The sequence below is a fragment of the Bradyrhizobium sp. LTSP849 genome (assembly GCF_000938255.1).
In the GTDB taxonomy this organism is placed as follows: domain Bacteria; phylum Pseudomonadota; class Alphaproteobacteria; order Rhizobiales; family Xanthobacteraceae; genus Bradyrhizobium.
Map to the genome: position 1 here is coordinate 248840 of NZ_JYMR01000052.1, position 15384 is coordinate 264223.

The 15384-nt window shown below is 63.8% G+C and carries 15 protein-coding genes; 4 read left to right on the forward strand and 11 right to left on the reverse strand.

The annotated features are described in order from the left end of the window. Positions 1–216: 216 nt before the first annotated feature. The 6 genes from UB31_RS31915 to UB31_RS31940 form a co-directional block, all read right to left on the reverse strand. Positions 217–921 (reverse strand): GntR family transcriptional regulator, encoded by a 705-nt coding sequence (locus tag UB31_RS31915; RefSeq protein WP_245306104.1) that lies wholly within the window; start codon positions 919–921, stop codon positions 217–219. Between the two features lie 108 nt (positions 922–1029). After that, entirely contained in the window at positions 1030–1773 is a 744-nt protein-coding gene (locus UB31_RS31920; RefSeq protein ID WP_045013692.1) for an aspartate/glutamate racemase family protein, read from the reverse strand. 9 nt (positions 1774–1782) lie between these two features. Next, a complete protein-coding gene (locus UB31_RS31925) occupies positions 1783–3048 on the reverse strand; it encodes an NAD(P)/FAD-dependent oxidoreductase (RefSeq protein WP_045013693.1) in 1266 nt (421 codons plus the stop codon). A 3-nt stretch (positions 3049–3051) separates the two neighbouring features. Continuing rightward, positions 3052–4713, reverse strand: a complete 1662-nt coding sequence (locus tag UB31_RS31930; protein WP_045013694.1) for a thiamine pyrophosphate-binding protein — start codon at positions 4711–4713, stop codon at positions 3052–3054. 111 nt (positions 4714–4824) lie between these two features. Beyond that, entirely contained in the window at positions 4825–5178 is a 354-nt protein-coding gene (locus UB31_RS31935; protein ID WP_045013695.1) for a RidA family protein, read from the reverse strand. 14 nt (positions 5179–5192) lie between these two features. Continuing rightward, positions 5193–6110, reverse strand: a complete 918-nt coding sequence (locus UB31_RS31940) for an NAD(P)-dependent oxidoreductase (RefSeq protein WP_045013929.1) — start codon at positions 6108–6110, stop codon at positions 5193–5195. A gap of 237 nt (positions 6111–6347) precedes the next feature. On the opposite strand from UB31_RS31940, the gene UB31_RS31945 reads away from it, so the two are divergent. The 3 genes from UB31_RS31945 to UB31_RS31955 are packed head-to-tail and all read left to right on the forward strand — an operon-like array spanning position 6348 to position 8623. Further along, positions 6348–7184, forward strand: coding sequence for a transporter substrate-binding domain-containing protein (locus UB31_RS31945; protein WP_045013696.1), 837 nt, complete (start codon positions 6348–6350; stop codon positions 7182–7184). A 9-nt stretch (positions 7185–7193) separates the two neighbouring features. Then, entirely contained in the window at positions 7194–7856 is a 663-nt protein-coding gene (locus tag UB31_RS31950; RefSeq protein ID WP_045013697.1) for an amino acid ABC transporter permease, read from the forward strand. Next, positions 7853–8623 (forward strand): amino acid ABC transporter ATP-binding protein, encoded by a 771-nt coding sequence (locus tag UB31_RS31955; protein ID WP_045013698.1) that lies wholly within the window; start codon positions 7853–7855, stop codon positions 8621–8623. Before UB31_RS31950 ends, UB31_RS31955 begins: the two co-directional genes overlap by 4 nt. Before the next feature lie 22 nt (positions 8624–8645). Here the strand turns inward: UB31_RS31955 and UB31_RS42300 are convergent, their stop codons facing one another. Continuing rightward, positions 8646–8804, reverse strand: coding sequence for a hypothetical protein (locus UB31_RS42300; RefSeq protein WP_197090877.1), 159 nt, complete (start codon positions 8802–8804; stop codon positions 8646–8648). Between the two features lie 237 nt (positions 8805–9041). Continuing rightward, positions 9042–9740, reverse strand: a complete 699-nt coding sequence (locus UB31_RS31965) for a TetR/AcrR family transcriptional regulator (RefSeq protein ID WP_245306105.1) — start codon at positions 9738–9740, stop codon at positions 9042–9044. Here UB31_RS31965 and UB31_RS31970 point away from each other — a divergent pair. Further along, positions 9733–10617: an SDR family oxidoreductase gene (locus UB31_RS31970; protein ID WP_045013701.1), complete on the forward strand. Its 885-nt coding sequence runs from the start codon at positions 9733–9735 to the stop codon at positions 10615–10617. The two genes, UB31_RS31965 and UB31_RS31970, sit on opposite strands and share 8 nt — an antisense overlap. 235 nt (positions 10618–10852) lie before the next feature. On the opposite strand, the gene UB31_RS31975 is transcribed toward UB31_RS31970, so the two are convergent. The 3 genes from UB31_RS31975 to UB31_RS31985 are packed head-to-tail and all read right to left on the reverse strand — an operon-like array spanning position 10853 to position 15370. Further along, entirely contained in the window at positions 10853–12514 is a 1662-nt protein-coding gene (locus UB31_RS31975; protein ID WP_045013702.1) for a carboxylesterase/lipase family protein, read from the reverse strand. Then, a complete protein-coding gene (locus tag UB31_RS31980; RefSeq protein WP_045013703.1) occupies positions 12511–14010 on the reverse strand; it encodes a carboxylesterase/lipase family protein in 1500 nt (499 codons plus the stop codon). The genes UB31_RS31975 and UB31_RS31980 overlap by 4 nt, the downstream gene beginning before the upstream one ends. 22 nt (positions 14011–14032) lie before the next feature. Then, positions 14033–15370, reverse strand: a complete 1338-nt coding sequence (locus UB31_RS31985; RefSeq protein WP_082078698.1) for an MFS transporter — start codon at positions 15368–15370, stop codon at positions 14033–14035. Between the last annotated feature and the right edge of the window lie 14 nt (positions 15371–15384).

A 15384-nucleotide genomic window follows, 5' to 3' on the forward strand; every position in this document is an offset into this window, starting at 1 on the left:
ATGACCAGATATCGAGGGATTGTATAGCTGCGTCTTCCTCGGTGCGCGTTGCTGCGCCTCTCCCCTTGCGGGAGAGGGCATCACCGCAGGTTGACACAAGCTCACAGGGGTGAGGGGTTGCCTCCGCGCATTCATGCACATTTGTATTCGCGGAGAGACACCCCTCATCCGGCGCTTCGCGCCACCTTCTCCCGCAAGGGGAGAAGGAAGAGTCCCTCAATTCGCCGCAGACCGCGCCGTCGCCGGCATATAAATCTGCGCGTAGCCTTCCTTGATCGCCGAGGTGATGCGATCCAGGCGGCGGTCGATATGCTTTTCCAGCACGGAGACGCAAACCTCCTCGTCTCTTGCCTTCAACCCTTCGACCACGGCGCGATGCTCAGCTTGCGTGTTGGAGCGGTTGATGCGGTCCATGTCGATCCAGCGCACGAAGCGAATGCGGGCGTTGACGTTGCGCAGGACGCGCAGCATCTCGGCATTGTTCGACATCGCCATCAGCCGCTCGTGAAAGGTTTCGTCTAACTCGACCAGCTCAACCGAGGTGCGCTCACCGGGATCGGGGCCGGTGGCCTCGAGGAATTTCAGCAGCGCGTCGATGTCCTCGTCCTTGGCGCGCTTGATGGCGAGGCGGATCGAGGCGACCTCGATCGACTTACGCAGCTCGTAGAGATCGAAGATCTCGTGGGCGTCGAGCTCGCGGCAGAAGAAACCCTTGCCCGGCGTGAAGCGCAGAAAGCCTTCGGTGTTGAGACGATTGAGCGCCTCGCGCAGCGGCGTGCGGCTGACGCCGAGGCGCTTTGCGAGCTCACCCTCGTTGAGTCGCTCGCCCGGCTTGAACTCATAGCTCACGGCCATCGCCTTGAGCTGTTCATAGACGCGATCGACGATACTATCGGAAGCCAGTTCCACGTTGCTCATCATCAGCTGCATTCATGCCCGAACACTGACCAATATACCGGGGCCGTGTCGACGATAGCAATGCAAACCGCGCTCTCGCACGGCTTGTTCAGAGCTTTGCGACGACCGGAATCAGGCAAAGGCGCGCGGACGCAGTCCAGCATGAAACCAGGTGATCATGGAATAAATGTCATAGACGGGCAGCCCAACTTCGGCCTGCAACGCGGCCGCATAAGGCGGCATGTTGGTGCATTCGAGCACGATGGCGCCGACATCCGGGTTCTTGGCGACGAGCTGCTTGCCGGCTTCGACCACATCACGTTCAGCTTGCGCGATGTCCATGTCGTCCTTCTCGGCCTTGATCAGGACGCGGAAGAACTCCTTGCCGTTCTCGGTGCCGACCAGCGGCGTGTCGAGCGGCACGCCGGCGCCTTCGAGATGGGCCGGCGTCAAGGTCGAGCCCGACACCGTGACGAGGCCGACGCGCTTGCCCGGTGGCAAGGTTGCCTGCACCCACGGCACCTGCATCAGCGACGAGGTCGCAACGGGAACGCCGACGGCGGCCGCGATCTCCTTCTGGAACAGCGAGAGGAAGCCGCAATTGGTGGTGATGGCTTCGGCGCCAAGCCGCACCAGATCCTTCGCCGCATCGATGAAATCAGGCAGCAGGCCGGCCGCGCCGTTCAGCACCACCTTCTCCGGCGACGCCCCGCTCACCACGCGATAGAGCACCGGGAACGGCCAGGTCGTGCCGTTGCCCATGTCGCCGGGGATACGGGGAAAGCGCGCTTCCAGCATCAGGATGCCGAGCGGCGCGCCATAGATGGCCTTGCCGCCACGGGCAATACGAGAAGGCGAGTTGGCTGGAGTGGTCATGATGCGATCTCAGAGGAAGCGATTGGGTGCGAACGGCGCAAGGGGAATCTCCGGCTCCTTGCCGCTCAGGAGCTGCGCGACGAGACGCCCGGTGCGGGCCGAACCGACCAGGCCGATATGGCCGTGGCCGAAGGCATAGACGATATCGCGCGAGGCGCGTGCGTAGCCGATGCAGGGACGGCCATCCGGCATGCTCGGCCGATGACCGAACCAGGTTTTGATGCGCGAGGCCGGAATGTCCTTCGGCAGCTTCGGGAACATGCTGAAGAGATGATCTCGCAGGATCTCGGCGCGCTTCCAGTTCGGCGCGGCCTCGAGGCCTGCGATCTCGACCGTGCCGGCGGCGCGCAGGCCCTTGTCGGTCCAGTTCACCACCATTTTTGCGTCCGACGCCATGATCGAGCTGCGCGGACCGGACTCCGGATGCGCGATCATGACGTGATAGCCGCGCTCGGTTTCGAGCGGCAGGGAATCGCCGACCGATGCCGTAAGCTGCTTCGAGCGGGCGCCGGCGGCGACAACCGCAGCGTCGCAAGGAATCTCGCCGGTCTCGGTGACGACGGCGACGAGCTTGTTGCCGTTGAGCTTCAGGCCGGTCGCCTTGGCGCGCACGAGCTCCACACCGCTCGCCAACGCATGATTGGCAAGCGCCGCGACATAAGCGCCGGGATCGCGGCAGCGGCCGGCCTCTTCCACCACCACGCCAAACGTATAGCGCGGATGCAGCTCAGGCTCGCGCTGGCGGATTTCGTCGGCATTGAGCTCCAGCCATTCGACGCCGACCTTCTTGCGCAGACGCCAGCCGAGATCGTTGTCAAAATTGCCGCGCGACGGGAACACATGCATCACGCCGTTACGCTCGACCAGTTCAGGGACGCCGGCTTCTTCCGCGAGCTTCCGGTGCAGCAGCGGAGCGTCCTTCAGGAGATCGCGCAGCGCGAACGCGGTCTTCTCGACCCGCGCCTCGGTCCAGCCCGAGAGCAGATACTTGATCAGCCAGGGCAACGCCTTCGGCAAGTAAGACCAGCGGATCGCGAGCGGCCCGAGCGGATCCATCAGATAGCCCGGCACCTTCTTCCAGACGCCAGGCTCCGCCGGCGGGATCACCGAGTGCGACGACAGCCAGCCGGCATTGCCATAGCTCGCCGCCTGTTCGCCACCGGGCTCACCGGGATCGATCAGCGTGACGCGATGACCTTCGCGCAGCGCCTCGATGGCGCTGATCACGCCGACCGCGCCGGCTCCGATGATGGCGACGTGGCGGCCTTCCGGCATGGCTTACGCCTTCACTGCTGGGGCAAAGTCCTTGCCGACCGAGATCGCGCGCGGATCGATGATGCAATGGAGGATCGAGGGCTTGCCCGAGGCGAGAGCGCGCTCGAACGCCGGCGCGAATTCCTCGGTGCGCTCGACGCGCTCGCCATGGCCGCCGAACGCCTTTGCGTACATCGCAAAATCCGGGTTCTTGAGCTGGGTGCCGACGACACGACCGGGATAGTCGCGCTCCTGGTGCATGCGGATGGTGCCGTATTGCGAATTGTCGACGACGATGACGACCAGGGCTGCGTCATACTGCACGGCGGTTGCGAATTCCTGGCCGTTCATCAGGAAGCAGCCATCGCCGGCAAACGCAATGACGGTGCGATCCGGATACTGCCGTTTGGCCAGCACCGCCGCCGGCACGCCATAGCCCATCGAGCCCGAGGTCGGCGCCAGCTGCGACGCAAAGCTGTGGAAGCGGTGATGGCGATGGATCCAGCCGGCATAGTTGCCGGCGCCGTTGCAGACGATCGCGTCCTTGGGCAGTCGATCGCGCAGCCAGGTCATGACCTGGCCATACTGGAACGTGCCCGGCAGCTCGCGTGCTTTCTCGGTCCAGGCGAGATAGTCCGCGTGCGCCTTGGCCGCCTCGCCCTTCCATGCAACCGCGCCAGCAGGCTTCAGCATCTCGACGGCCGCGGCGAACGCGGCCGGCGTCGCCTGGATCGCCAGCTCCGGCTGATAGATGCGACCGAGCTCTTCGGAGCCCGGATGCACGTGGATCAGCTTCTGCTGCGGCGTCGGAATATCGAACAGCGTGTAGGACGACGACGGCATCTCCGACATGCGGCCGCCGATCAGAAGAATGACATCGGCGTTGTCGATGCGCGCCTTCAGGCCCGGGCTCGGCCCGATGCCGAGATCGCCGGCATAATGCGAATGATCGGCGTCGATCAGCGACGCGCGGCGGAACGAGGTCGCAACCGGCAGGTCGAACCGCTCGGCAAAGCGCGCGATGCTCTTGGTTGCCTCATCGGTCCAGCGCGAGCCGCCGAGGATGACGATCGGCGCCTTGGCGCTTGCGAGCATGGCGCTGACACGCTCGATATCTGCTGGCGCGGGCCAGCTCACCGCCGGCTCGATGCGCATGGCATCGGCGACCGCCGCGGTTTCGGTCAGCATGTTCTCCGGCAGCGAGATCACGACAGGGCCCGGGCGGCCCTGCATGGCGACGCGGAAGGCGCGCGCGACCAGCTCAGGAATGCGGTCGGGACGATCGATCTCGACCGCCCATTTCGCCATGGTGCCGAACACCGCCTTGTAGTCGAGCTCCTGGAACGCCTCGCGCTCGCGCATGCCGGTGTCGACCTGGCCGACGAACAGGATCATCGGCGTCGAATCCTGCATCGCGATGTGGACGCCGTGGCTGGCATTGGTTGCGCCGGGACCGCGGGTGACGAAGCAGATGCCGGGCCGTCCCGTGAGCTTGCCATAGGCCTCCGCCATCATCGCCGCGCCACCTTCGGCGCGGCAGATCATGACGTCGATCGGGCTGTCATGCAGCGCATCGAGCGCTGCGAGATAGCTCTCGCCCGGCACGCAGGTGACGCGCTCGACGCCTTGGGCGACGAGCTGATCGATCAGGATCTGGCCCCCGGTGCGGGTGTTGCGAATGGTCATGACAGCTCCCTACAGGCTTTGGCGATGCGTTTTTGTTCCGAGGTGGCGTAGGATAGACGGACATGCAGCGCAAGACCAATGCAGCCAGCGCAAGGGGCATCGACACACATGTCAGCTGCGCGCGGCGATCGCGATCACTTCGATGCGGTAGGCGGAATCGGCAAGCTCGACCTTGCCGCAAGCGCGCGTCGGAGCATTGCCCGGCACGACCCAGCCATCATAGACCGCGTTCATGGCGTCGAAATCGTCCATGGTCCTAAGCCAGACCTGCACGCTGAGCAGGCGCGACTTGTCGGTGCCGGCACGCGCCAGCATATCGTCGACCTTCGCCAGCGCTTCGCGGGTCTGCTGGGTGATATCGGCGGTCTTGGTGTCCGCCACTTGTCCTGCGAGGAAGACGAGATCGCCGAACACGGAAGCGCGGCTGCGGCGGGCGTTCTGGTCGATGCGGGTGATGTCCGACATGGGATGTCCTTATTCTACTTGCCGGTCGCGATGATGCGGCGGCAGTGATCGAGCGCCGCGCCAATGAGATTGTCGCTCGCCTCGGGCGTGCGGAACGCCGAATGCGCCGACAGCGTCACGTTCGGCAGCTTTGTCAGGGGATGACCTGATGGCAGCGGCTCGACGGTGAAGACGTCGAGGCCGGCATGCGCGATGTGGCCCGAGCGCAGTGCATCGAGCATCGCGTCTTCGTCCACGACAGCGCCACGCGCGGTGTTGATCAGGATGCTGCCGGGCCGCATCTGCGCGATGCGCTCGCGCGACAGGAAGCCTTTGGTCTCGTCGTTGAGCAACAGGTGCAGCGAGATGACGTGGCTCTCCGCGAGCAGCTTCTCCAGCGAAACGAATTCGACGCCCGGATGCGTCTTCGGCGTCCTGTTCCAGGCGATCACCTTCATGCCGCAGCCCGCCGCCATGCGCGCGGCTTCCGCGGCGATGCCGCCGAACCCGATCAGGCCGAGCGTCTTGCCGGTGAGCTGCAAAGCATCGCGGCGCAGCCAATTGCCCTCGCGCATGCCGCGATCCATCTCGCCAAAACTCTTGGCAGACGCCCACATCAGCGCGATCGCGCATTCGGCGACCGCGGTGTCGCCATAACCCTTGATGGTGTGCACGGCGATGCCGCGCTCAGCGAGCTCGTCCGGATTCATGTAGCTGCGCGCGCCGGTACCGAGGAAGACGATATGCTTCAGCTTCGCGCATTTGGCCGCAATCGCCGTCGGCACCGCGGTGTGGTCGACGATCATGATCTCGACGCCGTCGAGCAGGCCGGGCAAATCGTCGGGCTTGATGGAGGGATTGCGGTTGATGCCGACCGGCAGATCCTGGGAGCGCAGCAGCTTGTCGGTCACCGCCGCCAGGGTGTCGTTTGCATCGACGAATAGAGCGCGCACAGGCCCCTCCTTCAGATCATAAAACAATTGCGTTCAGTCTTGTATTCAGAGTTGCATGCGATTGACAACCCCTGTCCTCGGGGAGTTTTACGCAATCCTGCCAAGATATTGGGCTCTTCCCTACTTTGCCGCACAAATGACCAGCAATATGAAATACCGTATTGCATTTTATCCTGAATACAGAAATAGTCCAGAGGACGGAGACGATCCGAGCCAAATTCGAGGAGGCAACTAGCCATGAATCGCAGGGACGCACTCACCACTGTTGCGCTGGCGGGCGCAGCGATTGCCGCGAGCAGCTCGGCCAAGGCCGACACCGCGCCGACCTCCACGCTCGATCGCATCAAGAAGAGCGGCGTGCTGCGGATCGCCGTCATCGTCGGCCAGGAGCCCTACTTCCACAAGGACCTCGCGACCAACGAGTGGTCGGGCGCCTGCATCGACATGGCCAACAACATCGCCAGCAAGCTCGGCGCCAAGGTCGAGACGCTGGAATCGACCTGGGGCAACCAGATCCTCGACCTCCAGGCCGACAAGGTCGATCTCACCTTCGCCGTGAACCCGACGCCGGAGCGGGCGCTGGTCATCGACTTCTCCACGCCGATCCTGGTGCACTCCTTCACCGTCATCACCAAGAAGGGCTTTGCCAAGCCGCAGACCTGGGCCGACCTCAACAAGCCCGAGGTCAGGATCTCCGTCGACATCGGCTCGACCCACGAGACGATCGCGCGCCGCTACTGCCCGAAGGCGACCATCCTCGGCTTCAAGGCGCGTGATGAGGCCATTCTCGCGGTATCCACCGGACGTGCCGACTGCAACGTCTCGCTCGCAGTGCTTTCGGTCGCGACCTTGAAGAAGAACCCGACACTCGGCGAGCTCGCCGTGCCGCGGCCGCTGCTGACGCTGCCGACCAACATGGGCATCCGCGCCGATAGCGATCGCCGCTACAAGGATTTCCTCAGCGCCTGGGCCGACTACAACCGCGCGATGGGCCAGACACGCGAATGGATGCTGAAGGGCTTTGAGGCAGTCGGCCTTGCCGCCGAAGATATTCCGAGCGAAGTGCAGTTCTGATCGTCCCCGATGTATGTCTGGGAGTTCGCGGCGCTCAAGCCGTATTGGGGCCTGATCGGACAAGGGCTCCTGGTCACCTTGTTCTACACGGTGACCACGGTGGTCGCGGGCCTCCTGATCGGACTGGTCGTCGGCATTTTGCGCACGACGGCGCCGCGCTGGGTCTCGGTGCCGCTGCGGCTCTATATCGAGGTGTTCCGCTGCACGCCGCTTTTGGTGCAGCTGGTCTGGATGTACTACGCCCTGCCTGTCCTGATCGGCGTCGACATGTCGCCGGCGATGGCCTGCTTCGTCGCGCTGTCGCTCTACGCCGGCTCGTTCTACGCCGAGATTTTCCGCGGCGGCATCGAAGCCGTTGATACGGGCCAATGGGAAGCCGGGCGCGCCATCGGCATGCGCCGCGGAAAAATCTTCCGCCGCATCGTGCTGCCGCAGGCCACCCAGGTGATGATCCCCTCCTTCATCAACCAGACCATCATGCAGCTCAAGAACACTTCGCTGGTGTCGGTGGTCGCGGTCGGCGATCTCCTCTATCAGGGCTCGGTAATCACCGCGACAAGCTACAAGCCGCTCGAGGTCTACACCATCGTTGCCGTGCTCTATTTCGTCGTACTGTTCCCGCTGACCCTGGTCGCCGACCAGATCGAAACGCGGATGGGCGCGCATCGATGAGCGCGAACGGCGCGACGCTGGTCGCCAACAACATCCACAAGGCGTTCGGCGACCATGAGGTGCTCAAGGGCGTCTCGCTCTCGGTCCAACGCGGCGAGGTGGTCACCCTGATCGGCGCCTCCGGCTCCGGCAAGTCGACCTTCCTGCGCTGCCTGAATCTGCTGGAAATGCCGCAGCAGGGCGAGCTTGCGATCGGCGCACATCGGTTCGCGTTCGGCAAAGGCCCTCGCGCGCCGAAGGACGCGCAACTGGCGCAGCTGCGCGAAAATGTCGGCATGGTGTTCCAGCACTTCAACCTGTTCCCGCACATGTCGGTGCTCGCCAACGTCACCGAGGGCCCGAGGCAGGTGAAGGGCATGGCGCGCACCGAAGCCGATGCGCTTGGCCGCGATCTCCTGGCAAAAGTCGGCCTCGCCGACAAGGCCGACGCCTTCCCGAGCCGCCTCTCAGGCGGCCAGAAGCAACGCGTCGCGATCGCGCGTGCGCTCGCGATGAAGCCCGAGGTGATGCTGTTCGACGAGCCGACCTCGGCACTCGATCCCGAGCTCGTCGGCGAAGTCCTCTCCGTCATCCGCAACCTTGCCGCCGAAGGCATGACCATGGTGCTGGTCACCCACGAAATGACCTTCGCCGCCGACGTCTCCACCCGCGTCGGCTTCATGAACGGCGGCATCATGGCCGAGATCGGCACGCCCGAGGAAACCATTCGCCAGCCGCGCAGCGAACGGCTGAAGGCATTCCTGAGCCGGTTTCACGAGACGCACTAGGAAGCGCGGTCGATTTGCGCACTCAGAATAAGGCAGCGTCGAAGGCCTGTCCGTAGATCATTGCGGCCACAAGTGAGACCAGCAGGCCCACTCCCGAGAAAATCACGAGGATCTTTAGAGTTTCGACATCAACGTTGGTTCTCGTCGCGCGGGATATTGCCTTTGCCAGTGCAGCCATCATCGCCAGCTCCGAGCCAGGCCCCGCGGTCGCGGGGCCTGACTTCATCTACCGTTGTTTGGCGCATTTGCGTGTGAAGCAGATTACAGGTGAGACTGCCGAGGCGGTCTTATCGGTCTTCGCTGAATACAGCATCAGGAAACGATCAGCCTGGTTGCCATAGAGTTTTCGCGCGGGAGCAACATAAGCCTCGAGTTGCTCATTCTGAGGCGCCTGAGCGGACATAAGCGCACGTCCACATCAGACTGCACGTTGGGGGGCTGCGGCGGCCGGGAGCAAGGGCCACGCCATCATTGCAAGTTCTACAACGCGGCGAAGCTCGCCAACAGTCGCGCCCGCTTGCGGTAAATTCAGTATGGCCTGCAACACACCGAGATAGTGCCAGGCCAATCCGTCGATGTCGGTTGCCGCCACCAATTCTCCACTTGCGACCGCCTCGCGCAAAATCTCGCCAAGGATCGCACGCTGCTTCCTAAGTCCCTGCCGCGTGACCGACTGGCTTGCCGGCGGCAGATCGACCATCTCGGCGCCAGATCGGGCCAGCAAGCATCCAGCCGGTCGCGCGGTCTTGCCCTCTCTGGGCAGGAATTCGAGCAACAGAGCTTCGAGCTGTTGGCGCCTCGTGTCACCTCGAACGGCGCCCATCCGCCGCACCACGCGGTCCACGTAAGTCGAAAGGACTTCCTGGAACAGCCCCTCCTTGTCCTGAAATCGCTTGTACACACTGGACCGCGACAAACCCATCGCTGTCGTCAGCTGATCAATTGACGAAGCCGAATAGCCGTGCCGCCAAAACACATCCATCGCGGAATTGATCACGGCATCGTCATCGAATTGGGGTTTTCCACTCATCGTATTCCCGCTTGACATCTTGGAACGATCGTTCCAAATATCTTGAACTGATCGTTCCAAGATACGAAAGGTTGTGTCAATGTTCAATCCCTCCCAGCCCAAGGCCGGCCATCCGCGCATTGCGGTCGCGGGAGCCACCGGACGCGTGGGCTCCTCCCTGATTTCGAAACTGGTCACCGAACCGGTTGAGCTTGTGGCGTTGACGCGCGGGCCGGACGCTGAACGCCTGCCGTCCGGGATCTCCGTTGCGACCGTGGACTTCGATGCGCGGTCAACCCTGGACCACGCGCTGCGCGGCGCCGACCGTCTGTTCCTCGCCCACGGCACGTCTCCCCGGCAGGTCGCCAACGAAATCGCGCTGATCGACGCAGCCGTGGCCGCCGGCGTGAGCCACATCGTGAAATTGTCCGTGTTGGGACCACCATCTCGGCTACATCCGTTCGACTGGCATATGCAAATCGAGGCGCATCTTGCGACCTGCGACGTGGGCTTCACGGTTTTGCGACCTTCGAGTTTCGTCGACATCCTGGCGCGGGCCGTCGCTCCGATCGTCAATGACACATGGGGCGGGGCAGCGGGCGACGGATTGGTCAATTTGATCGACACACGCGATGTCGCGGATTCCGCTTTCGCTGTCCTTCTCGACGATGCGCACGTCACTTCCCAGCGCGCCTATCACCTGACCGGGCCGGCCGCGGTGAGCATGCCTGAGATAGCAGATGCACTGTCCGGATTGCTTGGTCGCGCCGTCACATATCAGCATCGAAGCCCGGCGGAGCAGCGAGAGAAGCTGCTTGCTTCAGGGCTGAACGAATTTGTCGCCGACCTGCTGCTCGGCCTGGATCGTGCTTTCTATGAATCGGTGCTCGCTGAAACCACGACAACTGTTCGCGAGCTGACGGGCCACGCTCCGCGCCCGGCAACCGATTGGCTGAGCGACAACATCTCGCTGTTTCGAAAATAGCCCTAGCTCATGCAGCGTGTCATGAGGCCAACCTCGTGGTGCTGCTTTGCTAGCCTTTTGCAGCCCGCAACCGACGGCAGCCGGATCCACCCTTTCATGCGATGCAGTGATGGAATACCGGGAGGAAGCTATTGAGCACGACGTCGGGAGAGGCTGCACGTCGTTGGGTCAAACGGCGATAAGCCGGACTTGCTTGCGCAAGTCTGCTTTATCCTGAGACTCAACATCACGCGCACTAGTCCCGCGACACCCGCGGCGTCGACGGCGTCACGTTCGCGGGCGTGTGGAAATCGAGCCGCGCCCGGTTCTCCTCGCGCACGCCGGACTCGTCGCCGAACTCGACATATTTTTGCGCGTCCTGCTTCCAATGCGGCCACGGCGTCGCCGGAGTAGCGGGATCGCCGGTTCGCGCGAAGGCGATGAGCGTATCCATCATACGTTCGGACAGCGCGCGGTCGAACTCGGTCCAGACCCGCGTGGTGCGGAACTTGTTGAAAGCGTCCTGCGTCCCGAACCAGTAGGGCACGTCGGAGGTGTGGTAGGCGCCGATCTTCTGCGGGCTGTCGAAGAACTCGACACCGGGCGCGAAGGGATGCACGCGCGAGAACATGTACATGTAGAACGGAGCCTTGCCGGTCTTCTCTTGCGCGACGGCCCAGTTGCGCGTGCCGATCTCGACCAGTCCCTCGCGTGCGGCAAGCAGGCCCATGGCCTTTGCCTCACCATCGGTCTTCGCCGGATAGAGCGCGAGGAAGCGATCGGCCAGGTCGCCATAAAGCTTTCGCGCAGCCGCGACATAGGCTTCGAGCGTCCCGGCGGTACGCAGATCATTCGAGCTTTCGTCGCTGGTGAAGCCGGCGACGGTCGCGACATCGTTCTGCTTCCCGGCCGCAAAAATGTTCGGAACGGTATCAGGCAGCACATAACCATCGATATCGGGCGTAACGGAAATCGTGCCGGCGCAACCGAGCTGGCAGTCCTTCTGCACCGCCAAGATCTTGTCGGCCTGGATCGACCGCATCTCGGCGAGCGACGATGCGCCGAGCGCAGACTGTACTTCGAGGCCGATTTTCTCGGCGGCCGGCAGCGCCGGGAATTTGAAGCGGTTATCGAACATGCTGAGGCTCATCGCAAAGCCGCGATTGAACAGGCCCTTTGCCAGCGGGCTCGCCTCTAATGCGGACACCGACATGGCGCCAGCCGACTGCCCGGTGATGGTGACGTTGTCGGGATCGCCGCCGAATTGCGCAATGTTGCGCTTGACCCATTGCAGCGCCGCGACCTGATCCATCAGGCCGTAATTGCCGGAGGCGTGGTTGGGCGATTCCGCGGTCAGCTCGGGATGGGCAAGATTGCCCAAGATGCCGACGCGATAATTGAAGCTGACGAAGACCGTGCCCTTCTTCGCGACGGCCTCGCCGTCATACATCGCCATGCCGCTCGAGCCGAGCGTGAAGCCGCCGCCATAGATCCAGACCACGACGGGCAGCTTCGCGCCCGGTTTCGCGTCGGCGCTCGCCCAGATGTTCAGATAGAGGCAGTTCTCGCTGGTCGCCTCCTCACCGAAATAATGATTGAGATTGTGCCGGCGCAGCACCTGGATGCATTCCGGTGCCAGCCGGTCAGCGTGATAGACGCCCTTCCACGCCTCGACCCTTTCGGGCGCGCGCCAGCGGAGATCGCTGAGCGGCGGTGCGGCAAAGGGAATGCCAAAATAAGCTTTCACACCCGACGACAAGACCTTGCCGGAGACGGCGCCGGAATCGATGCTGACGGGATCGCCGGGAACGGGTGTCGCGACGATCTGCGCGGTGACGGGCGAAGCTGCCAGTATCGCGAACGCGCCAAGGAGCGAGATGACCGAACCGCGCACGGCGTTCGTGTTCAGGATGCTCATCCGGCCTCCCTCATTTTCTTCTTATCATTGTTGCTCAGGCCGAGCTCGGCCCAAATGCGAGAGCGCGCGCCTTCCTTCAGCGGCACAATATGAAACGGCTGGGCGAAGATTGCCAGCGGCTCCTTGGCCAGCTCGAACCGCGGCCAGGCTTCGGCAACATCCGGCACGCCTGATGTCACGAAGCGCAACAGGTTCGTCTGGAACCGCGCCGCGACATCGATGTCGGCCGGCGTCATCGGTCCGCCCTTGCGCTTCAGGATCGGGCGATCGATGAAATTTGGCAGATGCGCCCACAGGCAGGCGTTGTCGGCGCCATGGGTCGGCCCCTGCGACTGGAACGGTTCCAGCGCCGGGCGATGGTCGAACCGGCTCAGCCATACCGCACCACCGACTGCCGCGTGATGCCGGGCGAGGTCGGCCATCGGGCGATGCCAGAATGCATCCGAGAGCAGCGCTTCGTAGGGATCCTCGTCGACACGCGCTGTAGCGCGGTAGTAAGCGAGCAGGCGCTCCCAGCCGGCATCGCCGAAAGCGGCACGCACGTTCCGCTCGGTGGTGCGGATCATCGCTGCCGGCGGGGTGCTCTTCAAGAACATCACCATCTCGTCGCGGCAGGAGCCGAGCCAGAGCGGAATGTCGCGCAAGGCTCCGTCGGCAAAGACCTCGCGCGGCTCACGCGGGATCACGGTGCCATCGAGCACCGGGCCGTAAACGGTGCCTGAGGCGGTCTCGTCCGCGAGCCTGCGGCCGACTTTCTCGACCGCCGAGAAAAGCTGCTGCAGCGGCACGGACGCGATCGCACTGGTGTCGTGCTCAAGCTCGAGTTCGGCCAGCACACGGCGCGTGACATCGTCGGCATGATCGGCGCCCATGATGTTCCGCCCGGGCGCACTGAGCGCAAGAGCACGGATGAACTTGCCTTTCGCTTGCTTCAGAGTTGCGAGCGCAATCACCATCGACGCGCCGGCCGACTGGCCCGACAACGTCACAGCATCCGGATCGCCGCCGAAATTGGCGATGTTGGCGTGCACCCAATCGAGCGCGGCGAGCGTATCCGACATCGCAAGGTTGTTGGCCTCGTCCAATCCGTGGCGATGCAGTTGCAGGAAGCCGAGCGGCCCCAGCCGGTAATTGATAGTGACGATGACGGCCGGGCCGTGCGCGGCGAGGAAAGCGCCGTCATAGTCGGCGCCGCCGCCGGTGACGAAGGCACCGCCATGGATGAAGAACAGCACCGGCAGCGGGCGATCGGCCCCTGCCGGCGTCCAAATGTTCAAGCTGAGGCAGGACTCCGCATCGGCCTGATCGAGATGCCCGGGCTGCGGCGCATAAGCGCCGTAGTCCGTGCATTGGCGCGGTTCGGTCCACGCGGGCGGCGGCGTTGCCCTGACAAAGCGCCTGGCGATCGCGAACGGCACGCCCTTGAAGGCGCGGACGCCAGCCTGCTCGGCGCCGACGATGGGACCACGCGTGGTCGGAACTGCATTGGTCAGCATGAGCTCGTTACCCTGTCTTCGCTCAAGCGCGCCGCTTGCCGAGATCGGCGATGTCGACGGTGTGGGTTTCACGCGCGGTTGCCGCGGCGGCGGCCGAGATCACGCAGCAGCAGGCGACGAAGGTCGCAACCGGAATCCAGCCGTTCGGTCCGTCGCCGACCAGGCTCGCGCTCACCAGCGGCGTGAAGCCGGCGGCGAGAAAGCCGAGCTGGGTGCCGATCGCCGTGCCGGAATAGCGCACCCGCGCCTCGAACATCTCGGCGTAGAACGACGGCCAGATCGCGTTCGGCGCAGAATAGACAATGTACAGGCCAATCCCAGCGGCAAAGATCGCGGGCGTGCTGCCCGACGTCACCAGCATGAAATAGGGGAACAACAGCACCGCACAGCCGAGCACTCCGCCGATGAACACCGGCTTGCGGCCGATCTTGTCGGCGAGCAAGGCCCACAGCGGCTGAGCGACCAGCGCCACAACATTGCCCAGCACGCCGGCCCACAGCATGGTCGAACGCGCCACGCCGAATTTGCTCGTGGCATAGCCGAGCGCGAACACGGCCACCAGGGTGCTGACCGTTGCTATCAGCGCGCAGGCGATCACGCGCAGCACGTCGGGCCAGTAGTCGCGCAATAACGTGACAATCGGGAAACGCGCAACTAGAGCCTTGTCCTTGATGTCAGCGAATACCGGCGTTTCCGGCATGGTCCGCCGCACCAGATAGGCCACCAGCAGCACCAGCGCGGAGAGCAGGAACGGAATGCGCCAGCCCCAGCTCAGCAATTGATCTTCGGGCATGCTGGCGATGGGAATGAACACCAGCGTCGCCAGGATCGCGCCGGCCTGCGTCCCGCTCAAGGTCCAGCTCGTGAAGAAAGCGCGGTTGGAATTGGCAGAATGCTCCAGCGTCAGCGAGTTCGCCCCGCTCTGCTCGCCGGCGGCCGACAGGCCCTGCAACAGGCGCAGCAGCGTCAGGATGACCGGCGCGGCATTGCCGATCGTCTTGGCATCCGGCAACAAGCCGATCGCAAGCGTCGAGACGCCCATCACCACCAGCGTGAACAACAGCACCGTCTTGCGGCCGATGCGGTCGCCGAAATGGCCGAGGATGACGGCGCCGACGGGCCGCGCGATGTAGCCGATACCAAACGACAGCAACGCAAGAAGCGTTCCGGTCGACGGATCGACATTGGCGAAGAACACTTTTGGAAAGATCAGCGCGGCTGCGGTGCCGTAGATGAAGAAGTCGTAGTATTCGAGCATGCTGCCGACAAAGCTGACGAGCGCGGCGCGCTTCGGCAGCATGCCAGGTGTGGCCTCCGCGGTGGACGGCGCGTGCAGCGATGCGATTGAGGTCGAGCTCATGAAATTCCTCCCCG